Source organism: Telluria sp. LT2P34 (genome assembly GCF_059685915.1).
This window is the reverse complement of record NZ_JCASIN010000002.1, coordinates 42,851-66,837: the sequence shown is the minus strand read 5'-3', so window position 1 is coordinate 66,837 and position 23,987 is coordinate 42,851. Positions and strand designations below refer to the sequence as shown.

Annotated in this window: 26 protein-coding genes; 19 read left to right on the top strand and 7 right to left on the bottom strand. The window is 64.1% G+C overall.

The genetic code is table 11. The features are described from left to right. Positions 1-34: 34 nt before the first annotated feature. Positions 35-1,837, top strand: coding sequence for an ABC transporter ATP-binding protein/permease (locus AC56KZ_RS06180; protein ID WP_497161275.1), 1,803 nt, complete (start codon positions 35-37; stop codon positions 1,835-1,837). Positions 1,838-1,850: 13 nt separating this feature from the next. Then, complete coding sequence (locus AC56KZ_RS06175) at positions 1,851-2,465, top strand: class I SAM-dependent DNA methyltransferase (RefSeq protein WP_497161274.1); 615 nt, start codon at positions 1,851-1,853, stop codon at positions 2,463-2,465. On the opposite strand, the gene AC56KZ_RS06170 is transcribed toward AC56KZ_RS06175, so the two are convergent. Next, positions 2,462-2,755, bottom strand: a complete 294-nt coding sequence (locus AC56KZ_RS06170; RefSeq protein WP_497161273.1) for a hypothetical protein — start codon at positions 2,753-2,755, stop codon at positions 2,462-2,464. The two genes, AC56KZ_RS06175 and AC56KZ_RS06170, sit on opposite strands and share 4 nt — an antisense overlap. Positions 2,756-2,862: 107 nt before the next feature. Next, on the bottom strand, positions 2,863-3,402 hold the full coding sequence (locus AC56KZ_RS06165) for a DUF2059 domain-containing protein (protein ID WP_497161272.1): 540 nt from the start codon (positions 3,400-3,402) through the stop codon (positions 2,863-2,865). 173 nt (positions 3,403-3,575) lie between these two features. On the opposite strand from AC56KZ_RS06165, the gene AC56KZ_RS06160 reads away from it, so the two are divergent. Together AC56KZ_RS06160 and AC56KZ_RS06155 are read left to right on the top strand one after the other, a co-directional pair. Beyond that, on the top strand, positions 3,576-6,752 hold the full coding sequence (locus AC56KZ_RS06160; protein ID WP_497161271.1) for an error-prone DNA polymerase: 3,177 nt from the start codon (positions 3,576-3,578) through the stop codon (positions 6,750-6,752). An 85-nt stretch (positions 6,753-6,837) separates the two neighbouring features. Further along, positions 6,838-7,215 carry a COG4315 family predicted lipoprotein gene (locus tag AC56KZ_RS06155; protein ID WP_497161270.1) on the top strand — a complete coding sequence of 126 codons (378 nt, stop codon included), beginning with the start codon at positions 6,838-6,840 and terminating at the stop codon, positions 7,213-7,215. Here the strand turns inward: AC56KZ_RS06155 and AC56KZ_RS06150 are convergent. After that, positions 7,212-8,405 carry a sensor domain-containing phosphodiesterase gene (locus tag AC56KZ_RS06150; protein ID WP_497161269.1) on the bottom strand — a complete coding sequence of 398 codons (1,194 nt, stop codon included), beginning with the start codon at positions 8,403-8,405 and terminating at the stop codon, positions 7,212-7,214. The two genes, AC56KZ_RS06155 and AC56KZ_RS06150, sit on opposite strands and share 4 nt — an antisense overlap. 175 nt (positions 8,406-8,580) lie before the next feature. Between AC56KZ_RS06150 and pyrG the strand changes: the two genes are divergently transcribed. The 7 genes from pyrG (at position 8,581) to AC56KZ_RS06115 (ending at position 14,201) form a co-directional block, all read left to right on the top strand. Next, the gene (gene pyrG, locus AC56KZ_RS06145) at positions 8,581-10,272 is read left to right on the top strand and encodes a CTP synthase (protein WP_497161268.1); all 1,692 of its coding nucleotides are present in this window, start codon (positions 8,581-8,583) and stop codon (positions 10,270-10,272) included. Next, complete coding sequence (gene kdsA, locus AC56KZ_RS06140) at positions 10,269-11,126, top strand: 3-deoxy-8-phosphooctulonate synthase (protein WP_497161267.1); 858 nt, start codon at positions 10,269-10,271, stop codon at positions 11,124-11,126. Before pyrG ends, kdsA begins: the two co-directional genes overlap by 4 nt. 91 nt (positions 11,127-11,217) lie before the next feature. Next, positions 11,218-12,501: a phosphopyruvate hydratase gene (gene eno, locus AC56KZ_RS06135; protein ID WP_497161266.1), complete on the top strand. Its 1,284-nt coding sequence runs from the start codon at positions 11,218-11,220 to the stop codon at positions 12,499-12,501. 56 nt (positions 12,502-12,557) lie between these two features. After that, complete coding sequence (gene ftsB, locus AC56KZ_RS06130) at positions 12,558-12,923, top strand: cell division protein FtsB (RefSeq protein WP_497161265.1); 366 nt, start codon at positions 12,558-12,560, stop codon at positions 12,921-12,923. 3 nt (positions 12,924-12,926) lie between these two features. Further along, positions 12,927-13,196 (top strand): hypothetical protein, encoded by a 270-nt coding sequence (locus AC56KZ_RS06125; RefSeq protein ID WP_497161264.1) that lies wholly within the window; start codon positions 12,927-12,929, stop codon positions 13,194-13,196. Positions 13,197-13,295: 99 nt separating this feature from the next. After that, on the top strand, positions 13,296-13,700 hold the full coding sequence (locus AC56KZ_RS06120; protein WP_497161263.1) for a DUF3224 domain-containing protein: 405 nt from the start codon (positions 13,296-13,298) through the stop codon (positions 13,698-13,700). A 15-nt stretch (positions 13,701-13,715) separates the two neighbouring features. Further along, positions 13,716-14,201 carry a VOC family protein gene (locus AC56KZ_RS06115; protein WP_497161262.1) on the top strand — a complete coding sequence of 162 codons (486 nt, stop codon included), beginning with the start codon at positions 13,716-13,718 and terminating at the stop codon, positions 14,199-14,201. A gap of 64 nt (positions 14,202-14,265) precedes the next feature. On the opposite strand, the gene AC56KZ_RS06110 is transcribed toward AC56KZ_RS06115, so the two are convergent. From AC56KZ_RS06110 to AC56KZ_RS06100, 3 genes are all read right to left on the bottom strand, one after another. After that, the gene (locus AC56KZ_RS06110) at positions 14,266-14,772 is read right to left on the bottom strand and encodes a Dps family protein (RefSeq protein WP_497161261.1); all 507 of its coding nucleotides are present in this window, start codon (positions 14,770-14,772) and stop codon (positions 14,266-14,268) included. Positions 14,773-14,905: 133 nt separating this feature from the next. Further along, positions 14,906-15,859, bottom strand: a complete 954-nt coding sequence (hslO, locus tag AC56KZ_RS06105) for an Hsp33 family molecular chaperone HslO (RefSeq protein WP_497161260.1) — start codon at positions 15,857-15,859, stop codon at positions 14,906-14,908. A gap of 3 nt (positions 15,860-15,862) precedes the next feature. Next, positions 15,863-16,387 carry a gamma carbonic anhydrase family protein gene (locus tag AC56KZ_RS06100; protein ID WP_497161259.1) on the bottom strand — a complete coding sequence of 175 codons (525 nt, stop codon included), beginning with the start codon at positions 16,385-16,387 and terminating at the stop codon, positions 15,863-15,865. Between the two features lie 183 nt (positions 16,388-16,570). Between AC56KZ_RS06100 and AC56KZ_RS06095 the strand changes: the two genes are divergently transcribed. The 8 genes from AC56KZ_RS06095 to bamC all read left to right on the top strand — a co-directional run bounded on the left by AC56KZ_RS06095 (position 16,571) and on the right by bamC (position 23,418). Further along, positions 16,571-17,455 carry an alpha/beta fold hydrolase gene (locus AC56KZ_RS06095; protein WP_497161258.1) on the top strand — a complete coding sequence of 295 codons (885 nt, stop codon included), beginning with the start codon at positions 16,571-16,573 and terminating at the stop codon, positions 17,453-17,455. Positions 17,456-17,530: 75 nt separating this feature from the next. Continuing rightward, positions 17,531-18,364, top strand: a complete 834-nt coding sequence (locus tag AC56KZ_RS06090) for a 3',5'-nucleoside bisphosphate phosphatase (protein ID WP_497161257.1) — start codon at positions 17,531-17,533, stop codon at positions 18,362-18,364. Between the two features lie 90 nt (positions 18,365-18,454). Further along, complete coding sequence (gene htpX, locus AC56KZ_RS06085; RefSeq protein WP_497161256.1) at positions 18,455-19,354, top strand: protease HtpX; 900 nt, start codon at positions 18,455-18,457, stop codon at positions 19,352-19,354. After that, positions 19,351-19,974 carry an L-threonylcarbamoyladenylate synthase gene (locus tag AC56KZ_RS06080; RefSeq protein ID WP_497161255.1) on the top strand — a complete coding sequence of 208 codons (624 nt, stop codon included), beginning with the start codon at positions 19,351-19,353 and terminating at the stop codon, positions 19,972-19,974. The genes htpX and AC56KZ_RS06080 overlap by 4 nt, the downstream gene beginning before the upstream one ends. Before the next feature lie 65 nt (positions 19,975-20,039). Then, positions 20,040-20,693 (top strand): site-2 protease family protein, encoded by a 654-nt coding sequence (locus AC56KZ_RS06075; RefSeq protein ID WP_497161254.1) that lies wholly within the window; start codon positions 20,040-20,042, stop codon positions 20,691-20,693. Beyond that, positions 20,693-21,262 carry a class I SAM-dependent methyltransferase gene (locus AC56KZ_RS06070; protein WP_497161253.1) on the top strand — a complete coding sequence of 190 codons (570 nt, stop codon included), beginning with the start codon at positions 20,693-20,695 and terminating at the stop codon, positions 21,260-21,262. Before AC56KZ_RS06075 ends, AC56KZ_RS06070 begins: the two co-directional genes overlap by 1 nt. 60 nt (positions 21,263-21,322) lie before the next feature. After that, positions 21,323-22,207 (top strand): 4-hydroxy-tetrahydrodipicolinate synthase, encoded by an 885-nt coding sequence (dapA, locus tag AC56KZ_RS06065; RefSeq protein ID WP_497161252.1) that lies wholly within the window; start codon positions 21,323-21,325, stop codon positions 22,205-22,207. A 44-nt stretch (positions 22,208-22,251) separates the two neighbouring features. Then, entirely contained in the window at positions 22,252-23,418 is a 1,167-nt protein-coding gene (gene bamC / locus AC56KZ_RS06060; protein ID WP_497161251.1) for an NlpB/DapX family lipoprotein, read from the top strand. 176 nt (positions 23,419-23,594) lie between these two features. Here the strand turns inward: bamC and AC56KZ_RS06055 are convergent, their stop codons facing one another. Next, the gene (locus AC56KZ_RS06055; protein WP_497161250.1) at positions 23,595-23,894 is read right to left on the bottom strand and encodes a hypothetical protein; all 300 of its coding nucleotides are present in this window, start codon (positions 23,892-23,894) and stop codon (positions 23,595-23,597) included. Positions 23,895-23,987: the final 93 nt, after the last annotated feature.

Here is a 23,987-nt window from a genome sequence, read left to right as displayed (position 1 = left end):
GCTGGGCGCACTTGATGACTGCAGCGTACCGACCATGACCACCCCCCATACCGCCGCCACCGGCCCCGCGCCCGGCGAAACGCCGGCTCCAGTCGAAAAACGGGGGCGCACCGTTCCCTTGTCGCTCGCCGGCTGGAAGCAATTCGTCAACGTCGCCAAGCCCTACTGGCTGGAAGACGAAAAGACCACGGCCTGGAGCCTGCTGCTGCTCTTGATCGTGCTGATGCTGGTCGAAACCAAGTTCGCCGTCATGCTCAACGACCAGACCGGCGAGCTGACATCGGCGCTGGCGGCCAGGGACAGCGCCCGCTTCTGGACCTCGGTGCGCGCCTGCTTGTATATCCTGGCCTTCGCCGTCCCGATCTACGCTTTTTATTACTACATGCGCGACCTGTTCGCCAACCGCTGGCGGCGCTGGCTGACCAGCCGCTTCCTCGACGGCTACCTGAAGGGGCGCAAGTACTACGAGATCGGTTCAGGCAGCGAGATCGACAACCCCGACCAGCGCATCAGCGAAGACATCAACAGCTTCACCGGACGTTCGATCCACTTCCTGCTGATCTTCCTTGGTTCGGTCATGTCGCTGGTGGCCTTCAGCACGGTGCTGTGGTCGATTTCGCACCTGCTGGTCGGCGTGCTGGCGGTGTATGCGGTGGTGGGCACCGTGGTCGCGCTCTGGGTATTCGGCGGCCCGCTGATCGGGCTGAATTTCTGGCAGCTGCGGCGCGAGGCGGATTTTCGCTTCAGCCTGATGCGCGTGCGCGAGAACGCCGAATCGATCGCCTTTTACCGGGGCGAGGCGCAGGAGCGCGCCCACATCGACAGCAAATTCGAGAAAGTGATCGAGAATTTCGCCCGGCTGATCCGCAAGCAGCGCTCGCTCAACCTGTTCCAGCGCACCTTCAGCCAACTGACCCTGGTGCTGCCCTTCGTGATCCTGGCCGAAGGCGTGCTGTCGGGCGAACTGGAAGTCGGGCGGGCGACGCAGGCGGCCGGGGCATTTACCGCCGTCCTCGCCGCCGTGGGCGTGATCGTCGATAACTTCGAGAGCCTGAGCCGCTTCGTGGCGGGCATCGGCCGCCTGCAGGCCCTGTCGAACCTGGTGCTGCCCAACGGCGAGCGCAGGAACCTTGCCAACAGCAAGGGCCAGCGCATCGAGACGCGGGCCGGGGCGCACCTGGCGATCGAGTCGCTGACCCTGCGTCCGCCGCAATCCGAACGGGTGCTCATCAAGGACCTGAGCTTGGTGCTGCAGCCCGGCGACGCGCTGCTCATCACCGGCGACAGCGGTTGCGGCAAGAGTTCGCTCCTGCGCGCCATCGCGGGCTTGTGGCACACCGGCAGCGGCGTCATCCACCATCCGCCGCTGGAAGATTTTTTCTTCCTGCCGCAGCAGCCCTACCTGCAGTCCGGCACCCTGCGCAGCCAGCTGATCTACCCGAGCGCGACTTCGAAGCTCTCCGATGAGGAGCTGCTCGACATCCTCGAGCAGGTGCACTTGCCGCACCTGGCCGGACACGTGGGCGGCCTGGACGCCATGCACGACTGGGAAAAGCTGCTGTCGGTCGGCGAGCAGCAGCGCCTGGCCTTCGGGCGCGTGCTGGTGCACAAGCCAGCCATCGTCATCCTCGACGAAGCCACCAGTGCGCTCGACAGCGGCAATGAAGCGTCGCTGTACGCGCGCCTGCGCGACGGCGGCACTACCCTGATCAGCATCGCCCACCGCGCCGCCGTGCTGCGCCACCATACCCATGTGCTGCACCTGACGGGCGGCGGCGCATGGGAAGTGCACGAGGCAAACGCCTACCAGTTCGAGGCGCCAATCCACCCGGCTTGAGCAGGAGTCCCGCATGCAGCATGCCCCCATCGCATCGGCTTACGACCAGCTGGCCGAACGCTGGCTCGACGACAGTTTCAACCAGGCCAACGGCGTCGCCCAGCACGAGCGCGCTTTGGCCTTCCTTGGCGATGACGGTGGGGGCTGGGCGCTGAACGTCGGCTGCGGCTGCAATACCCGGCTCAACCCATCCATGCGCGCCCGGGGGCTGCAGATCGAGGGCATCGATATCTCCGAGCGCATGCTCGACCTGGCCAGGATCGCCGACCCGGCAGTCATCCTGCACCATGCCGACGCCGTCAGCTGGCAAGCCGAGCGCAGCTACCGCTTCATCACGGCCTGGGACAGCATCTGGCATGTGCGATTGGCGCAGCAGGCGGGCCTGCTGCGCAAACTCATGGATGCACTGGAGCCGGGCGGCGTGTTCATTTTTTCGATGGGCGGGCTGGACGCGCCCGCGGAACACGTCGACGATGCAATGGGTCCTGCGGTTTACTACGCCAGCCCGGGCATTCCCGGACTGCTGCGGCTGGTCGAGGAGGCCGGCTGCATGTGCCGGCATCTCGAATTCGACCAGTACCCGCTGAAGCATCTTTTCATCGTCGTGCAGAAAGCCGGGCAGTCCTAGCGTCCGACCCCGATGCCGATGCCGATACCGGAGCCACGTCCGCCGCTGCCCCAGCCGCCAAAGATCGACGTCGATACGCCTGCACGGCCGACGTTGTTCTTTGCCGCCAGCTGAACAACACAATTGCGCCACGGATCGGTATTTGCCGCATAACCCAGCTGCGTACATGCGGGGCCGTATTCGACAATCATGCGATCCATTTCAGCCTGTTGCTTCATTGCTTTTTCTTGAGGGGTAGCACACCCCAGCAAGCAGATTGCGCTTGCAGCCATCAACATCAGAGCGCGCATGGCGTTTCTCCTTTAGCGATTCGATCGGACTGAGAAATCGGACTGAGAATCAAGCCTCCCGATGCATTCTCGCTCAGTGCGCTCCGGACTGTCGCAGGCTTGCGGTCTTATCGGCCTTCCTTGTTAATCATCTGCACCAGCTTGAAGGCTTCGTGCTGGATCACCGGCTCCGCCGCCGCCAGTTCCTTGCTCGCCAGGACATAGGCGGCGCGCTTGCGCTCTTTCTTTTCTTCCGGTGCGACGGTCGGGCGCGCGCCCGGCATCATCAGCTGCACCCCGCTGTTGTACTTATTGTGGATGACCTTCTTGCCGTAGGGAGTGCGGTAAAAACGGTTCATCTCGATGGCGGTATCGGCGGATATGACGCGTGCCAGCGCCGGCGCCATGCGGCGGTACATTTCTGCAGGAGGCGTTTTGTCGAGTTTTGCAAAAATCACCTTGCGCTGGGCATCGCTCGCGTAACGGCTGCGGCCGGCGACGCCCTTGACGACATTTTCGAACTGCATGGCGCCCAGCAGGTCTTCTACCGCTTTCACGTGCGCCGGACCTGAAACGGCGGCCTGTGCCGAGGGCGCGGGCGTGACGGCGAAGGCGGGGGCGGCGGCAACCAGGGTGAGACCCAGCAGGGCCTGGACGGCAAACTTCATATGTTTCCTTTTTGTTAGTAGTGTCTGACTATTTACTGTAAGCGATAGGTTTCCTTTTAAGCAAGCGGGTGATTTCTTGTATCCGCACGGAAATGATTGATAAGTTGATCTCATCGATCCTATACTGTGTTTTTATACAGTAGTTTGTGCACTCACCACATTCGCCCTTGCCGATGCCCCGTCCCGCCCAGCCGCCCGCTCAATACCTGCCCGATTATGCCGAGCTGTTCTGCCTGTCGAATTTCTCCTTCCTCGAAGGGGCCTCGCATGCCGAAGAGCTGGTGGAGCGGGCGGTGCGGCTGGGCTATTCGGCGCTGGCGCTGACCGACGAATGCTCGCTGGCCGGGGTGGTGCGCGCCCATGCCGAAGCAAAAAAAGCGGGGCTGCCCTTCATCGTCGGCGCCCATTTCCACCTGCAGCAGCCCGACGGCGCTCCGGCCCTCTCGCTGATCCTGCTGGCGCAGAACCGCAACGGCTACGGCAACCTGTCCGAATTCATCACGCTGGGCCGTACGCGCGGCGAAAAGGGCAGCTACCGCCTGGGCCCCGGCGACATCGCCAATCCGCCGCCGGAGCTGGCCCACCTGCAGGGCATGCCCGATTGCCTGGCGATCCTGCTGCCCCGCTATCCGGGCCACGAACCGAAAGACGTCGACCGCCTGCACGCGCAGGCCGCCTGGCTGGCGGCGCAGTTCCCGGGACGCGCCTGGCTCGGCCTGGTGCTGCTGCACCGCGCCTTCGACGAGGCGCACCGGGTCACGATCGAGGAGGTGGGCGGACAGCACCGGCTGCCGGTGGTCGCCCTCGGCCATGTGACGATGCATGTGCGCTCCCGCAAACCCCTGCAGGACACCTTGAGCGCCACGCGCCTGAACAAGCCGGTGGCCGAATGCGGTTATGGCCTGGCGCAGAACGCCGAGCAGCACCTGCGCGCGCGCCTGCGCCTGGCGAACATTTATTCGGTCGATGCGCTCGTCGAGACCCTGCGTATTGCGGCGCGCTGCAGCTTCTCGCTCGACGAGCTGCGCTACGAATATCCGAACGAAGTGGTCCCGCCCGGCCACACGGCAGGCAGTTTCCTGCGCCTGGAGACCTATATCGGCGCGCACCGCCGCTTTCGCGAAGGGATTCCCGCCAAGGTGCAGGCCCAGGTCGAGCACGAGCTGTCCCTGATCGCCGAGATGGGCTACGAACACTACTTCCTGACCGTCTACGACATCGTGCGCTTCGCGCGCTCGAACAACATCCTGTGCCAGGGCCGCGGCTCGGCGGCCAATTCGGCCGTCTGCTACTGCCTCGGCATCACCGAGGTTGATCCGGCGCGCGCGAACCTGCTGTTCGAACGCTTCATCTCGAAGGAGCGCAACGAGCCGCCCGACATCGACGTCGATTTCGAGCACCAGCGCCGCGAGGAGGTGATCCAGTACATCTACAACAAGTACGGCCGCACCCGCGCGGCGCTGGCGGCGGTGGTGATCAGCTACCGTCCCAAGAGCGCACTGCGCGACAGCGGCCGCGCGCTCGGCGTCGACCTCGGCATCATCGAGAAGGTCTGCAAAAGCCACCGCTGGTTCGACAACAAGCTTGACCTGCTGAACCGCTTGCAGGAGAGCGGCCTCGATCCGGAAGCGCCGCTGTCGCGCCAGTGGGCCACGCTCGCCACCCAGCTGCTGAATTTTCCGCGTCACCTGTCGCAGCACCCGGGCGGCTTCGTCATCGCCCAGGGCAAGCTGTCGCGCCTGGTGCCGATCGAGAACGCGGCCATGGTCGATCGCAGCGTCATCCAGTGGGACAAGAACGACCTCGAGGAACTCGGGCTGATGAAGGTCGACGTGCTGGCGCTGGGCATGCTGTCGATGCTGCGGCGCGCCCTGGAACTGGTCAGCCTGCGCCATGGCAACCTGTTCGAGATGCAGGACATTCCGCCCGACGACAAGGCTACCTACGACATGATCTGCGCGGCCGATACGGTGGGCGTGTTCCAGATTGAATCGCGCGCCCAGATGAGCATGCTGCCGCGCATGAAGCCGCGCGTCTTCTACGACCTCGTGATCGAGGTGGCGGTGGTACGCCCCGGCCCCATCCAGGGCGGCATGGTGCACCCCTATCTGCGCCGCCGCCAGGGCCTCGAACCCGTGGTCTATCCGAGCGAGGAGATGAAAGCGGCGCTCGGGCGTACGCTCGGCGTGCCGATCTTCCAGGAACAGGTGATGCAGGTGGCGATCCTCGGCGCCGGTTTTACGCCCGGCGAAGCGGACCAGCTGCGGCGCGCGATGGCGGCCTGGAAGCGCAAAGGCGGACTGGAACACTACTACGACCGCATCGTGCGCGGCATGCTCGAGCGCGGCTACGAGCTGGCCTTTGCCGAAGCCATCTTCAGCCAGATCCAGGGCTTCGGCGAATACGGTTTTCCCGAGTCGCATGCGGCCAGCTTCGCGCTGCTGGCCTATGCCAGTTCCTGGCTCAAGTGCCACGAGCCCGCCGCCTTCCTGTGCGCCTTGCTCAACAGCCAGCCGATGGGCTTTTATTCGCCTTCGCAACTGGTGCAGGACGCGCAGCGCCACGGCGTCGAAGTGCGGCCGGTCGACATTGCGATTTCCGGCTGGGAGTCCACGCTGGAAGAGCTGCACGACCCGACGCGCCAGCCGGCGGTGCGGCTCGGCCTTTCACTACAGCGCGGCATGAGCCGGGAAGCGGCCGCGCGCATCGAGGACGCGCGCGCGATCCGGCCTTTCGAGAACGTGGCCGACCTGGCCCGGAGGGCAGGGCTGGACCGGGGCGACCTGCAGGTGCTGGCCGGCGCCAACGCCTTGCGCTCGCTCGCCGGCCATCGTCGTGAAGCGCTATGGCAGGCCGTCGGCGCCGTGCCCGACAAGGACCTGCTGCGCCCGACCACCTTAATCGAGGACATGCCGCAGCTGGCGGCGCCGTCCGAGGGCGACGAGATCGTCGGCGACTACCGCGCCCAGGGCCTGACATTGGGGCGGCATCCGCTCGCCCTGCTGAGGAAGGAGCTGCTCAAGCTGCGCTTCATGCCGGCTTCGGTGCTCAACGAATACCAGGACGGCCAGCTGGCGCGCGGCTGCGGCATCGTCACCGTGCGCCAGCGGCCCGGCACCGCGAATGGCGTGCTGTTCGTGACGCTGGAAGACGAGACCGGCAATGTCAACGTCATCGTCTGGCCCAGCCTGGTCGAGCAGCAGCGCCGCGAAGTGCTGGGCGCGCACCTGCTCGGCGTCTACGGCGTCTGGCAGAGCCAGGGCCAGGTGCGCCACCTGGTGGCCAAACGGCTGGTGGACATGTCGCATTTGCTGGGGAAGCTGAGTACGAACAGCCGGGATTTCTGCTGATCGCTGTCACTGCGCGTGCCGCGGAGCTTCATGCGCCAGGCATAAAGGCCTATACTCGAAGCTCACGATTCCCTGGGAGATTGCCATGAAAGCGATGCATCCTGTCCGGGCGGCGTTCGCCGCCGCGCTCGTGTTTGCAGCGGCCGCTGCAACGGCCCAGTCGGGTTTCAAGAAGGCCGATGGCGTGCTGGTCGACGCTGCCGGCATGACGCTTTATACCTTCGACAAGGACACGGCCGGCTCCGGCAAGAGCGCCTGCAACGGCCCGTGCGCCAAGATGTGGCCGCCGGTGCCGGTTGCCGAAACGCGGGTCACCTCGCCATATTCCGTCGCCACGCGCGAGGACGGCGCGAAGCAGCTGGCTTACAAGGGCAAGCCGCTCTACCTGTTCGCCAAGGACGCCAAGCCCGGCGAGCGCAAGGGCGACAAGCTGAACGGCGTGTGGCATGTGGTGAGCGATTAGTTGGGCGCGGCGGGCCTTCCCAGCAGGTAGCCTTGCGCCGCCGCCACGCCGAGCGATTTCAGGACCTCCAGTTCGTCCTGGGTCTCGACGCCTTCCGCCACGATGGAGCTGCCGGTTTCGTTGGCAAACGTGATCAGCGCCAGCGCCAGCGCACGGCGTCCCGGATCGCGGTCGATATCACGAATCAGGCTGCCGTCGAGTTTGATGATGTCCGGCCGTAGCTGGAGGATATGCCGGAAACTGGCGTAGCCCGAGCCGGTGTCGTCGATCGCCAGGCGCAGGCCACGCTGGCGCAGGGGCGCGAGCGCCGCGTACAGCGCCGCATATTCTTCGATCGGCGCATGCTCGGTCATTTCCAGCACCAGCCTGCCCAGCGGAATACCTGCCAGGCAGGCTTCCAGGGCGCCGTTCAGGATGGTGCAGGGCGAGACGTTCAGCGACAGGTAGGCGTCCGGCGCCAGCCGCGTGGCAGCGTCGAGCTTCGCCACGGCGAGCCTGATGGCGAGCAGCTCGAGTTCGGTGCCGCGCGCGATGGCGTGTGCCTCCTCGAACCACCGATCGGGACTGCGTTCGGGTTCGGCCCGAAAACGCGACAGCGCCTCGCAGCCGATGACTTCGCCGGTCGCCACGGCCACGATGGGCTGGTACACGGTCTGCAGGGCATCGTCTTCGATGAGCGCCGACAGCCGGTTCGATGCCGCTTCGCGGGCCCGCTCCGCCAGCACGCGCTGCTCGAGCATGGTGGCGATGAGTTCGGCAAAATGCGACATCGCGCGCGCATCCACCTCGCGCAACGTCGACGACGGGCTGCGGCTATAACAACAGAAGGTGCCGAAGACCGATCCGTCCGACAGGCGGATCGGCACGCCCAGGTGGGCGCGGATCTGCAATGCTTGCGTCGCACCCAGCGCCTTCAGAATCGGATGGATATGGCTGTCGTCGACCATCGGGGGAATCTGTCCGCTGACGACGTACTGGCAATAGCTTTCCTCCAAAGGATCCGAGTCGCCCACCTTGACCGGCACGAAGTCTTCGGGCGACGCGATATGCCGGAAGATGCGCCGGCCATTCTTGAACTCGGTGATGAAAGCGACATCCATGGCGAGGCAGATGCGGGCCAGGTTGACTGCAGAATGGATGATCTCGCTGAGCGATGCAACAGACTGTTCCGGGCGCATTTCCAGCTGCATACGGGCTCCTCCGTCAGACTTTTATCCGTATTGTATTAACAATCGCAAAACTTTGCTGCTGGTGGAGTTGACAACAAGACAAGCTCCACCTTGTCACCTTGATCTGGGAAAAGATCACCGTCTTTTAAGGTATAATTTCGATTTCCCGCGCGTGCCGTTCGGCACCTTCAGCACAATGACCAAATTTGTATTCGTCACTGGCGGCGTCGTCTCTTCCCTGGGCAAGGGAATCGCGGCCGCTTCTCTCGCTGCGATCCTTGAATCGCGCGGTCTCAAAGTCACGATGCTCAAGCTCGATCCGTACATCAACGTCGATCCCGGCACGATGAGCCCGATGCAGCACGGTGAAGTCTTCGTCACCGACGATGGCGCCGAGACCGACCTCGACCTCGGCCACTACGAGCGCTTCATCAGCACCCGCATGAAAAAGGTGAATAACTTCACCACCGGCCAGATCTACGAATCGGTGATCCGCAAGGAACGCCGCGGCGAGTATCTCGGCAAGACCGTGCAGGTGATCCCGCACATCACCAACGAAATCCAGGATTACATCCGCCGCGGCGCCGAAGGCGTCGACGTGGCGCTGGTCGAAATCGGCGGCACCGTCGGCGACATCGAATCGCTGCCCTTCCTGGAAGCGGCGCGCCAGCTGTCGCTGCGCTCGGGCCGCAAGTCGACCGCCTTCGTGCACCTGACCCTGGTGCCCTATATCGCGTCGGCCGGCGAACTGAAAACCAAGCCGACCCAGCACAGCGTGCAAAAACTGCGCGAGATCGGCATTTCGCCGAACGCCTTGCTGTGCCGCGCAGACCGCCCGATTCCCGACGACGAACGCGCCAAGATTTCGCTGTTCGCCAACGTCGAAGAGCAGGCCGTTATTTCGGTGTGGGATGTCGACACCATCTACAAGGTGCCGCAGGTGCTGCACGACCAGGGCCTGGACGACATCATCCTGGAAGCGCTCGGCATCGAGGCGCCGCCGGCCGACCTGTCGGTGTGGACCAAACTGATCTACACGCTGGAAAACCCGAAGCACGAAGTCACGATCGGCATGGTCGGCAAGTATGTCGACCTGACCGAATCGTACAAGTCGCTGACCGAAGCGCTGCGCCACGCCGGCATCCATACCGAGAGCCGCGTCAACATCGAATACCTCGATTCGGAAGACATCGAAGGCACGGGCTGTGAGCATCTGGGCAAGTACGACGCGATTCTGGTGCCGGGCGGCTTCGGCAAGCGCGGCGTGGAAGGCAAGATCATGGCCGCGCGCTATGCCCGCGAAAACAAGATCCCCTACCTGGGCATCTGCCTGGGCATGCAGGTCGCGCTGATCGAATACGCGCGCCACATGGCCGGCCTGCCGAACGCGAACTCCACCGAATTCGATCTGGAGACCGACCAGCCGGTGGTCGCCCTCATCAACGAGTGGCAGAACCACGACGGTAAAGTGGAACAGCGCGACGAAAACTCGGACCTAGGCGGCACCATGCGCCTGGGCGCCCAGACCTGCGAAGTCAATCCGGGCACGCTGGCTGCGGAAATCTACGGCAACGTCGTCACCGAGCGCCATCGCCACCGCTACGAAGCCAACAACTTCTACCTGCCGAGGGTCGAAGCAGCCGGCCTGATCGTCGCGGCGCGTACCCCGAACGAAAACCTGTGCGAAATCATGGAACTGCCGCGCACCGGCGCCAACGCGCACCCGTGGTACATGGGCGTGCAGTTCCACCCTGAATTCAAGTCGACCCCGCGCGGCGGCCACCCGCTGTTCACCTCCTTTATCCAGGCTGCGCTCGCGCACCAGGCGGAGAACGCGCCGGCGGCGGCGAACGCGTCAGTGGTTGCACTACAAGGAGATGCAGCATGAAACTCTGTGGCTTTGAAGTAGGCCAGGACCAGCCGATCTTCCTGATCGCCGGCACCTGCGTCATCGAATCGCGCCAGATGGCGATGGACGTCGCCGGTACGCTCAAGGAGATTACCTCGGCCCTCGGCATCCCCTTCATCTATAAATCCTCCTTCGACAAGGCCAACCGCTCCTCGGGCACTTCCTACCGCGGCCCCGGCCGCGAGAAGGGCCTGGAGATCCTGGCCGACGTCAAGCGCACGCTCGGCGTGCCGGTGCTGACCGACGTCCACACCGAGGAAGAGATTCCGGAAGTGGCGAGCATCGTCGACGTGATCCAGACCCCGGCTTTCCTGTGCCGCCAGACCGATTTCATTAACGCCTGCGCCCGTTCGGGCCTGCCGGTGAACATCAAGAAGGGCCAGTTCCTGGCCCCGGGCGACATGAAGAACGTGATCGACAAGGCACGGGCCGCGGCACGCGCGGCCGGCCTGAATGAAGACAATTTCATGGCCTGCGAACGCGGCGCCTCGTTCGGCTACAACAACCTGGTCTCGGACATGCGCTCGCTCGCCATCATGCGCGAATCGAACTGCCCGGTGGTGTTCGACGCCACCCACTCGGTGCAGCTGCCGGGCGGGCAGGGCACGTCGTCGGGCGGCCAGCGCGAGCACATTCCGGTGCTGTCGCGCGCCGCGGTGGCGGCCGGGATTGCGGGCCTGTTCATGGAAACCCACCCGGACCCGGCCAACGCCTTGTCCGACGGCCCGAACGCGGTGCCGCTGGCGCGCATGAAGGAACTGCTCACCACCCTGGTCGACATCGACCGCGTGGTCAAGAAGGCCGGCTACCTGGAAACCAGCTTCAAGATCTGACGTAACTATTTTCCCTGGACTTCGAGGCGCTCAGCAGGCGCCTCGACTTTCATGTGCGAGACGAATTTCTACCCTTTCTGGAGACTGACACATGAGTGCTATCGTTGATATTATCGGCCGTGAGATCATTGACTCGCGCGGCAATCCGACCGTCGAATGCGACGTCCTGCTCGAATCGGGCGTAATGGGCCGTGCGGCCGTGCCGTCGGGCGCGTCGACCGGTTCGCGCGAGGCGATCGAGCTGCGCGACGGCGATCCGAAGCGTTACTTCGGCAAGGGCGTGCTGCAGGCCTGCGAGCACATCAATACCGAAATCAGCGAAGCCATCATGGGCCTGGACGCCAACGAACAGGCCTTCCTCGACCGCACCCTGATCGACCTCGACGGCACCGAAAACAAGAGCCGCCTGGGCGCGAACGCGATGCTGGCCGTCTCGATGGCCGTGGCGAAAGCCGCCGCCGAAGAAGCCGGCCTGCCGCTGTACCGCTACTTCGGCGGTTCGGGCGCGATGCAGATGCCGGTGCCGATGATGAACGTCATCAACGGCGGCGCCCATGCCGACAACAACCTGGACATCCAGGAATTCATGATCATCCCGGTCGGCGCGCCGTCCTTCAAGGAAGCGATCCGCTACGGCGCCGAGGTCTTCCACACCCTGAAAAAGATCCTGCACTCGAAGGGCCTGTCCACCGCCGTCGGCGACGAAGGCGGCTTTGCCCCATCGGTGGCCAACCATGAAGAAGCGATCAAGCTGATCATGCAGGCGATCGAGCAGGCCGGCTACGAAGCCGGCACCCAGATCGCCATTGGCCTGGACTGCGCCGCCAGCGAGTTCTACAAGGACGGCAAGTACCACCTCGAGAGCGAAGGCCTGCAACTCTCCGCCACCGACTTCACCAACATGCTGTCCACCTGGTGCGACAAATACCCGATCATCTCGATCGAGGACGCGATGCACGAAGGCGACTGGGAAGGCTGGGCCACGCTCACCGCCGCCCTCGGCAAGCGCGTGCAGCTGGTCGGCGACGATCTGTTCGTCACCAACACCAAGATCCTGAAAGAGGGCATCCAGAAGGGCATCGCCAACTCGATCCTGATCAAGATCAACCAGATCGGCACCCTGACCGAGACCTTCGCCGCCATCGAAATGGCCAAGCGCGCCGGCTACACCGCGGTGATTTCGCACCGTTCGGGCGAAACCGAGGACTCCACCATCGCCGACATCGCCGTTGGCCTGAACGCCCTGCAGATCAAGACCGGCTCGATGTCGCGTTCGGACCGCATGGCCAAGTACAACCAGCTGCTGCGCATCGAGGAAGACCTGGGCGACGTCGCCAGCTATCCTGGCCGTGACGCCTTCTACAACCTGAAGTAAATCAGCAACGATCGCGGGTTCGCCTTCCCGGCGGGCCTGCGTTATACACTTTTTCCATGCGCCTGATTACCCTCGTCCTCGCTGCCTTGCTCTTGCTGATCCAGTATCCCTTATGGCTGGGGAAGGGCGGCATGCTGGCCGTTTCCGACCTGAAGGGCCAGGTCGCACTGGCGCAGCTCAGGACCGACGCCCTGAAAGCGCGCAACGACAAGCTCGATTCCGAAGTGCGCGACCTGCGCGAAGGCACCGGCGCCGTCGAAGAACGCGCGCGCCTGGAACTGGGCATGATCAAGCAGAACGAAATTTTTGTTCAGGTGCTGCGCAAGAACGAGCAGCCGGTCGAATCGATGACCGTGCCGCCGCCTCCGCCACCGCCGAAACCGGGCAAGGATGGCAAACCTGCCGCGGTCCCCACGCACTGAACCATGACGCCACCTGATCCGGCCACGCCACTGACAACGCTCGACGCGCTGGCCGCCTATCTCGCCGCCGCCTTCGACAGCGGCGACGCGAGCGTGCTGACCGAGGCGCTCGCCGTCGCCGCCGAGGCCGAAGGCACGACCCACCTGGCCGCCGCCGCCGGCCTGCCGCAGCGCGAACTGCGCCACGCTTTTGCCACCGGCGAATTGAGCATGAGCACGACGCTCGCCATCATGAAGGTCATCGACCTGCACCTGCCGGGCGCGCCGCACTGATTTCTTCGGTGGCCCCACTACCGATTCAACATTGATAAGAATATCCGGCCCGACTTCGCCTAGAATGTTCGCTATCTTTCACCACAAAGGAAGCGCACCATGAGCCAGCAACATGCCGCCGGACCCTTCGACGTTACCCTCACCCCGCAGGGCGAGCCCACCATCCTGAACGGCGCCACCACCGGCCGCATGGCGATCGACAAGCTCTATCACGGCGACCTGAACGGCCGCGGTTCCGGTGAAATGCTGTCCGCGCTCACCGTTACCGAAGGCTCGGCCGGCTACGTCGCGATCGAGCGGGTCACGGGCACCCTGCATGGACGCAGCGGCAGTTTCGTGCTGCAGCACTCGGGCACGATGGCGCGCGGCGCCCAGCAGCTGTCGATCGCCGTCGTGCCCGATTCCGGCACCGACGACTTGGCAGGCATCGCCGGCAGCATGCGCATCCGCATCGAAGAGCGCAACCACTTCTACGAATTCGATTACATCCTGCCCGCGCTGTAAGCAAAGGAGAATGCCATGATGAACAAGAACACAATTTGTCTTTGGTTCGACGGCGCGGCACTCGAAGCCGCACAGTTCTACGCCGCCACTTTTCCCGACACCACCGTCGGCGCCGTCCACCGCGCCCCCGGCGACTATCCCGCGGGCAAAGAGGGCGACGTCCTGACGGTCGAGTTCACCGTGATGGGGATTCCCTGCATCGGCCTGAACGGCGGACCGGGCATCGCGCACAACCAGGCGTTTTCCTTCCAGGTGGCCACCGACGACCAGCAGGAAACCGACCGCCTGTGGGCGGCGATCATCGACAACGGCGGCACGGCAAATGTCTGCGGCTGGTGCCAGGACAAGTGGGGCCTGTCCTGGCAAATCACGCCGCGCGTCCTGGTGGCCGCAATTACCGACCCGGACCCGGCGGTGGCCAAGCGCTCATTCGAAGCGATGATGCAGATGGGGAAAATCGATATTGCCGCGATCGAAGCGGCGCGAGCCGGGCGCTCGTAAACGTCGAACGCCGCGCCCGATCAGCGAGTGATCGAGCGCGGCGTTCTTGAAGCGCTGCCGCGCTTTATTCGGACGAAGCGTCGCCCTGCATCGATCCGGCGCCCTGCTCGAGGAAGGAACGCAGCATCCAAGCGTTCTTTTCATGCACTTCCATGCGGGTGGTGAGCATATCGGCGGTCGGGAAGTCGTCGAGTTCGTCGGCGACCTTGACGCCGGCACGCAGGGTGCGGGTGATGATCTCGTTACCGTCGAGCAGTTGACGGATCATTTCCTTGGCCGACAGCACTTCCGGCTCTTCCTTGATGCCAGAGAGCTGGGCATAGCGGCTCGACGTTGCCGGGGCGAAATGGCCCAGCGTACGGATACGCTCGGCGATGTCGTCCAGGGCATTCCACTGCTCGGTATATTGTTCTTCGAACATGACATGCAGGGTCGAGAACATGGGACCGGTCACGTTCCAGTGGAAATTGTGCGTCTTCAGGTACAGCATGTAGGCGTCGGCCAGGACGGTCGAGAGTGACTCGACGATCTTGGCGCGGTCTTCGCTATTGATTCCAGTATCCATGTGCATTGCAATTCTCCCGTGGTAAGTGACAGTGTTTTGTGGAAATAGCAACACTGCCAATGATGCAACAGCTTAGCACCTACCGGAAAAACATGCGGCGCGCCAGCCCGTTTCAATGGCGGGACAGCCGCGGCTCACACTAATTGATGCTGCCGCTGGCCGGGATCAGGGTCTCGACCGGAACGTCGGTTGCGAACAGCTGCGTGCAATCGACCTTGTCGAAGGCATAGTGCTTGCCGCAGAAATCGCAGTTGATGCCCAGTTCTCCGAGCTCGTCCAATGCCGACTGCACTTCTTCCTGCCCCAGCATTTTCAGCATGTTGCCGACTTTTTCACGGGTGCAGCCGCAATGGAACTGCGGATGGGCCGGGTCGAACACGCGGATCGTCTCTTCCCAGAACAGGCGGTTGAGCAGGGTCTCGATATTCGTCTCGAGCAACTCCTCGCGCTTGAGCGTACCGCCGAGCACGACCGCGCGGGTCCAGGTTTCCGCGTCTTCCTCGGCGCTGGCCTGGGCGGTCTGGTCGTCCTTGCCGCTGTGCCGCGGCAGTTTTTGCAGGAGCATCCCGCGCGATACCTTGTCGTCGGCCGCCAGCCACAGCCGGGTGTCGAGCTGTTCCGAGCGCAGCATGTAGTTTTCGATGACGGTGGCGATGTCGTCACCGTCGAGCGGCACGATGCCCTGGTAGGGTTGCTGGCCCGGCATTTTTTCCAGCGGGTCGAGGGTGATCACGAAGCGCCCGAGGCGGTTGACGTTGAGCAGTTCGGTCATGCTGGCATCGTCGGCCACTTCCGCGTCCGGCGCCAGTTTTGCGGTCGCGCGGATGCGCAGCTCGGCGTCGCACTCGACCACCATCAGGCGCACCGGCCCGTGGCCGTGGATCTGCATCACGATCGAACCGTTGAATTTCAGGTTGGCCGACAGCAGGGCAGCGGCGGCCACCATTTCGCCGAGCATCGAGCGCACGGCTTTTGGATAGCCGTGGCGGGCCTGGATCTCGCGCCAGGTGTCGGAAATCTCGACCAGCTCGCCGCGCACGGCGGCATTGTCGAAAATAAATTTCTGGAGGGTGTCCTTGGTGTCTGCTGTCATTGTCTATCCGATTTTCTTGAGCTGTGCCTTGAAGGTCTGGCCGCGTTCCACGTAACTGGCGGCATTGCCTTGCAGGCGCAGCAGGTCTTCTTCCGTGAGGGTGCGCACCACTTTCGCGGGCGTACCGAGTATCAGCGAGTTGTCCGGGAAAACTTTGCCTTCGGTGACCAGGGCGCCGGCTCCGACCAGGCAGCCCTTGCCGATCTGGGCCCCGTTCAGGATCACGGCCTGGATGCCGATGAGCGAACCATCGCCCACCGTGCAGCCATGCAGCATCGCCTGGTGGCCGACGGTCACGCCCTTGCCGATGACGAGCGGAAAGCCCATGTCGGTGTGCATCACCGTGCCTTCCTGGATATTGCTGTTTTCCCCGATCGTGATGCGTTCGTTGTCGCCGCGAATCGTAACGCCGAACCACACCGAAGCGTTCGCTTCGACGCTGACTTTGCCGATCAGGTGGGCTGAATCGGCAATGAAGGCCGACGCATCGATCTCGGGCGCATGCTCGCCCAGCTGGTAAATCGCCATGGATGTGCTCGCGGTAGGGTGAAGGTAGCGCTATTTTACGCCCTCGCGCCCGCTGATTGACGGCAAATGGGGACGGCGGGCAGGAATTCAACGGTCGGCGGGATTTCGACAGCCCGTTTATAATTCGCCCATCCGTTACGAACGGTCGTACTTTTTTCTGTCGTTCATTTTCTCGAGTTTGCCATGACACCGTCCCGATCCGAATTCATTACCGTGCGCGGCCTGCGTACCCATGTGCGCCACTGGGGCCGCGAGGGCGCGCCCAAGCTCTTCATGACGCACGGCTGGATGGACATGTCCGCCTCCTTCCAGTTCATCGTCGATTGCCTGGACGGCGACTGGCATGTGATCGCGCCCGACTGGCGCGGTTTTGGCCTGAGCGAACGGACCCATTCGGATACCTACTGGTTCCCGGACTATGTCGCCGACCTCGACTTCATCCTCGAGCATTATTCGCCCGACGAACCCGTCAGGCTGCTCGGCCACAGCATGGGCGGCAACATCGTCAGCATCTATGCGGGCGTGCGTCCCGAGCGAGTCAGTAAACTCATTAATCTGGAAGGCATCGGTTTACTGGGCGCGAAACCCGAACAGGCGCCGAAACGCATCGGCAAATGGCTGCAGGAGCTGCGCTCGCCGCCGGTGATGCGCGGCTACGCCAGCCTGGAGGAGGTGGCGGGGCGCCTGCAGAAAACCAACCCGCGCCTGCCGGGCGAGCGGGCGAGCTTTCTGGCCCAGCACTGGTCGATGCGCAACGCGGCCGGCGAGTACGAGATCCTGGGCGACCCGGCGCACAAGATGCCGGGCCCGCTGCTCTACCACCTCGACGAGATGATCGCCTCCTGGCGCCGCATCGCCGCCCCGGTGCTGTGGATCGAGGCGGCCGAGACCGAGATGTGGAAATGGATGGGGCCGCAGGAGGAGATGCGCGCCGAGGTCGACCGCCGGCTGGCGCACATGGCGCAGGTGGAGCCGCATATCGTGCCGGATGCGGGGCATATGCTGCACCACGACCAGCCGCAGGTGCTGGCGCGCCTGATCGAAGCGTTTTTGCGCCCGGAAGGCTAAGGGCCGGTCGATCGAACGGATGCGGCGTACAATGTTGACTCGTCCAGGAACCGCGAAGCACGCTCGCTCCACGCCATGTTGAAAGTCGATCTCCACTGCCATTCGAACATTTCCGACGGTGTCCTCGCACCCGCCGCCGTGGCGGCCTACGCGCGCAAGTGCGGGGTCGATGTCTGGGCCTTGACCGACCATGACGAGATCAAGGGCATCAAGGCCGCGCGCGCCGCCGCAAGCGAGCTTGGCATGCGTTTCGTGCCCGGCGTCGAAATTTCCGTGACCTGGGCTAACCAGACCGTGCACCTGGTCGGACTGCAGATCGATGAAGACGATCCGGCCCTGCTGGCCGGCCTGGCGGCGACGCGCAGCGGGCGCGACGCACGCGGCCTTGAAATTGCGGCCCAGCTCGACGCCGCCGGCATCCCCGACGCCTATCAGGGCGCCCTGAAATATGTCGGCAACCCGGACCTGCTGTCGCGTACGCATTTCGCACGCTACCTGGTCGAATGCGGCAAATGCGATACCACCAGCGAGGTGTTCCGCCGTTTCCTCACTGAAGGCAAGCCGGGCTATGTGCCGCACCGCTGGGCGTCCCTGCCCGAAGCCATGGGGTGGATCCGCAGCGCCGGCGGCATCCCCGTCATCGCCCACCCGGGGCGCTACAACTTCAGTCAAACGGCCGAGGACGCGCTGTTCGACGAATTCCGCCAGCTGGGCGGGAATGCGATCGAAGTCGTCACGGGCAGCCATTCGCCGGACCAGTACGCCATTTACGCTGAAGTTGCGCGCCGCTATGGCTTCCTCGCCTCGCGCGGGACGGATTTCCATGCGCCGGGCGAATCGCGCATTGAGTTCGATGTCTTGCCGCCGCTGCCGAGTGGCGTCACGCCGGTCTGGCACGACTGGTTTTAAGCCGACAATAAGTCTCCGCCCTTGAATTTTCCGACGGGCACCCATATCTTGGCAGCCTGTTAATCTTATTTCTGCCCCGGAGGCACTTCCATGAAGCGCATAGTCCTGTTCCTGGCCACCAACCTCGCGGTTGTGCTGGTGCTGACGCTGGTCCTGAACCTGCTCGGGGTCGGACGTGCGGTGAGCGCGCAAGGGATCGATGTCGGCGCGCTGGCCGTGTTCTCGCTGGTGATCGGCTTCACCGGCTCGATCATCTCGCTCCTGTTGAGCAAACCGATGGCCAAATGGTCGACTGGCGCGCGTGTCATCGAGCATCCACAGAATTCCACCGAACTGTGGCTGGTCAACACCGTGCGGCGCCTGGCCGACCGTGCCGGCATCGGGATGCCGGAAGTGGCCGTCTACGATGGCGAGCCGAACGCCTTCGCCACCGGCGCGTTTAAAAATTCGGCGCTGGTTGCCGTGTCGACCGGCCTGCTGCAGGGCATGAGCCAGGATGAGGTCGAAGCGGTGCTTGGCCACGAAGTGGCGCACATCGCCAACGGCGACATGATCACGCTGACCCTGATCCAGGGCGTGGTGAACACCTTCGTCGTGTTCCTGGCGCGCGTGGTCGGCTTTGTCGTGGACAAGGTCCTGCTCCGCAATACCAGCGAGCGGCTCGGCATCGGCTATATGGCGACCGTGTTCGTCTGCGAAATCCTGTTCGGTTTGGTAGCGTCGATGATCGTCGCCTGGTTCTCGCGCAAGCGCGAATTCCGCGCCGACGCCGGTTCGGCCGACTTGCTCGGATCAAGCGTTCCGATGCAGCACGCGCTGGCCCGCCTGGGCGGCCTGCAGCCGGGCGCGCTGCCGACGTCGATGAAGGCCGCGGGCATTTCCGGCAGCGGTGGCGGCTGGGGCGCCCTGTTCTCGACCCACCCGCCGATGGAAGAACGGATCGCGGCACTACAGGCACTCAGGTCCTCGCCACTGGCGGGTGCACGATGAGCCAGTTCTTCCAGATCCATCCCGACAATCCGCAAATACGGCTCATCAAGCAGGCGGCGCAGATCATCCGCTCCGGCGGGGTGGTCGCGCTGCCGACCGATTCGGCGTACGCCCTCGTGTGCCAGCTCGACGATAAAAACGCCGTCGAAAAACTGCGCCGCATCCGTGGCATCGACGACAAGCACCACCTGACGCTGATGTGCCGCGACCTGTCCGAGATCGCGCAATACGCGCGCGTCGACAACAGCCAGTACCGCCTGCTGAAAGCCACCATGCCTGGGCCGTACACCGTCATCCTGGAAGCCACGCGCGACGTGCCGCGGCGCCTGTCGCACCCCTCGCGCAAGACCATCGGCCTGCGGGTGCCCGAAAACCTCATCACGCTGGCGCTGCTCGAAGAGCTGGGCGAGCCGCTGATCGGCACCACGCTGCAATTGCCGGGCGACGAGCACATGCTGTCGGACCCGGACGAAGTGCGCGAGCGCCTCGCGAAGCTGGTCGAGCTGGTGATCGACGGCGGCGCCGGCACGCTGGAGGCGACCACGATCGTCGACCTGACCGGTCCGGAACCTGTGCTGGTGCGCGAAGGGCGGGGCGATCCGGCCGCGTTCGGACTCTGAGGCGCCGCCGCGGCGTCCTTCACCCGCCGGGCCGCTGTGCCCGGCTCTGCTAGAATCGCTCCCCTATGGATGAAATCATTCGCAACATCGCAGTCTATGCGCTGCCCGTTCTTTTCGCGATCACCTTGCACGAAGCCGCCCATGCCTATGTCGCTCGCTATTTCGGCGACAACACGGCCTATGCACAGGGACGCATGACGCTCAATCCGCTGGTGCACGTGGATTTGTTCGGCACCATCATCATTCCGATCGCGCTGTACGTGACGAGCGGCTTCGTGTTCGGCTATGCCAAGCCGGTGCCGGTTCAGTTTGGCAACCTGCGCAACCCGAAGCGCGACATGGCCTGGGTCGCACTGGCCGGCCCGCTGGCGAACCTCGTGATGGCCCTGATGTGGCTTGTAGTTGGCGCGCTGCTCGGCGCATTCGACGTGAGCGAGAAATTCCCGCACGCGGTGGCGCGCGCCGGCCTGATCACGAACCTGCTGCTGTTCGCCTTCAACCTGTTCCCGCTGCCGCCGCTCGATGGCGGACGCGTGCTGACGAGCATGCTGCCGAACCGGCTGGCTTTCAAATTCGCGAAGATCGAGCCCTACGGCTTCTTCGTGCTGCTGGCGCTGCTCTACTTCGGCGTGCTCTCGTTCTGGGTGCAGCCGGTGATGTGGATGGGCGCCCAGCTGGTCGAGCTGCTCGCCGTGCCCTTCACTTTCTTCTTGAACTGATGCACGCAGCCACAACCGCCGCCTCCGCCTGGGTACGCCGCTTCGCGCCGCTGGTCCCGGCCGGGGAGGTACTCGACCTGGCCTGCGGCAGCGGGCGCCATGCGCGCCTGTTCGCCGGACTGGGGCACCGGGTCGTCGCGGTGGACCGCGATGCAGAGGCGCTGGCCGCGGCGGCGGGCCCTGGCATCGTCACGCTCGAGCTTGACCTGGAAGCCGACGCTGCCCCCTGGCCTTTCGCGGCCGGGCGTTTCGCCGGCATCGTCGTCACCAACTACCTGCACCGGCCCCTGCTGGCGCAGCTGTGCGCCAGCCTGGCGCCAGGCGGCGTCCTGCTTTACGAAACCTTCGCGCTCGGTAACGAAGCCTTCGGCAAACCGTCGAATCCGGCTTTCCTGCTGCGTCCCGGCGAACTGCTGGAAGTGGCCGCCGTGGCCGGCCTGGGCGTGCTCGCCTTCGAGGACGGGATCGTCGCCGAACCGAAGCCGGCGCGGGTGCAGCGCCTGTGCGCCGGCGGGCGCGGATTCGCGCAATCCACGGCGAAGCTCGACCATTTATCTGGCAGTGAATGAACCATATTGGCGGACGATCCGCTACAATCAGATTTTCTTTTTCGGCACGTACCACTGATTATGATTAAGGGCAGCATAGTAGCAATCGTCACGCCGATGTTCGACGACGGCAGTCTCGACCGGGACAGCCTGCGCCGGTTGATCGACTGGCACGTTGCCGAAGGCACCGACGGCATCGTCATCGTCGGCACCACCGGCGAATCGGCCACCGTCAGCCCGGAAGAGCATGGCGAGCTGATCAAGCTGGCGGTCGACCACACGGCCGGCCGCATCCCGGTGATCGCCGGCAGCGGCGGCAACTCGACGGTCGAGGCCATCGCGCTGACCCGTTACGCGAAGGAAGTCGGCGCCGACGCCTCGCTGCAGGTGGTACCGTACTACAACCGTCCGACCCAGGAAGGCATGTACCGCCACTTCAAGGCCATTGCCGAAGCGGTCGACCTGCCGATCATCCTGTACAACGTGCCGGGCCGCACGGTTGCCGACATGAGCAACGAGACCATCGTGCGCCTGGCGTCGATTCCAAGCATCGTTGGCGTGAAAGACGCCACCGGCAACATCGGGCGCGGCATCGAGTTGCTGCAGATGGTCGACAAATCCTTTGCCGTCTACTCGGGCGACGATCCGACCGCGATGGCGCTGATGTTCTGCGGCGGCGCCGGCAATATTTCGGTTACCGCCAACGTCGCCCCGCGCGCCATGCACGACTTGTGCGTGGCCGCCATGGCCGGCGATATCGCCCGCGCCATCGAGATCAACAACGGCCTGCTGCAATTGCACGCCAGGCTGTTCGTCGAACCGAATCCGGTGCCGGTCAAATGGGCACTGGCGGAAATGGGCAAGATGGCCCATGGCCTGCGCCTGCCGCTGGCCCCCTTGTCCCATCCCTTCCACGACACCGTTCGCGCCGCACTGCGCGAGGCCGGCCTCGTCCCGCAATCCTGAGTCCCGCAAGGGTGTTGGTTTTCCAGATCTGAAATCGCAACGATATGACTAAAAGCAACAAAACGACTTTCGCACCTGCCGCACGCGTCCTGGCACTGTCCGCCCTGGCGCTGAGCCTGACGGCCTGCACCACCATTTTCGAATCCGACAAGGTCGACTACAAAGGATCCAAAAAGGCAAGCCCGCTCGAAGTGCCGCCGGACCTGACCCAGCTCCAGAAGGACAACCGCTATGCCGCCCCGGAAGGCCGCGGCACGGCAACCGCCTCCGGCATGCAGGCAGGCGCCGGCGCCGGCCCTGCGGCCGCCGGCGGCAGCGATGTCGTGGCGTCTTCCAGCCCGATCGGCCCGGTCGCGACCGACGCCGTGCGCGTCGAGCGTTCCGGCGACCAGCGCTGGATCGTCGTCAAGCAGGCGCCCGAACAGGTCTGGCCGCAAGTGCGCCAGTTCTGGCTCGACGCCGGTTTCACGATCGCCAGCGAGTCCAGCACGACGGGCATCATGGAAACCGAGTGGGCTGAAAATCGTTCGAAGATTCCGCAGGACATGCTGCGCCGCACCCTGGGCCGCGTGTTCGACCGTGCCTATTCGACTGGCGAGCGCGACAAGTACCGCACCCGCCTCGAGCGCCTGCCGGATGGCTCGACCGAGATCTACATCAGCCACCGCGGCGCCGAGGAAGTGCTGTCCGGCGCGCAAAAGGAAACCACCGTCTGGACCGTGCGTCCGAACGACCCGACGCTCGAAGCCCAGTACCTCAGCCGCATGGTGGCGCGCCTGACCGGCGCCACCGAGCCGACCCAGGTGAAGGCCGCCGAAGCGACCGTCGCCAACGCCGTCGTCGCGCCGCAGCAAGCCAGGTTGATGAAGGACAGCATCGAGGTCAACGAAGGTTTCGACCGCGCCTGGCGCCGTGTCGGCCTGGCGCTCGACCGCGTCGGCTTCACCGTCGAAGACCGCGATCGCGTACAGGGTATCTATTTCGTGCGCTACGTCGATCCAGACGGCAGCAACCCGGATGGCTTCATCAAGCGCCTGTTCAGCTTTGGCGACTCCGAAAAGGCCAAGGAAGCCCAGCGCTACCGCGTGCTGGTCAAGGCCGAGCCGAACGCCAGCGTGAGCAGCGTGACGGTGCAGGACGGCAGCGGCAAGGCGGATGCATCGCCGACCGCGGCGAAGATCCTGTCGCTGCTGAATGACGAGCTGAAGTAATTTGGTGTCGCATTGAAAAAACCGGCCTCGGCCGGTTTTTTTCGTTTGTAGGGTAGCCATTCATGCCCATGCGGTCCGGCATATGCATCGCGGGACGCTACTGTCGAACCCCTACGAACCGTCAGGCGTAAAAAAACCGGCCCGCAGGCCGGTTTTTCCAATCAGCGGTTAGCTGATTACTTCTTTGCAGCGTCAGCAGCGACGTCAGCAGCGGTCGAAGCAGCCGAAGCGGCTTCAGCAGCAGCAGCCGAAGCGGTAGCAGCAGCAGCAGCAGCGTCAGCAGCTGGGGTAACAGCGGTGTCGGTGGTGGTGGTGGTTGCTGGAGCGACGGTGGTGGTGTCGGTGGTGGTGGTGGTCGTTGCAGCTGGCATTTCGGTAGCAGCTGGGGTGGTGGTCGTGGTGACTTCAGCTTCTTTTTTCGAGCAAGCAGCCAGAGCAACAGCCATCAGGGAGACGATCAGCAGGGATTTTTTCATGGTTTTTCCTTAATTAAGTAAGTGCTTTTGTTGCGATGAATAATTACCGGTAATTATCGCTCGTTGGAATTCTCGTGTGCTTTCATACTGGTA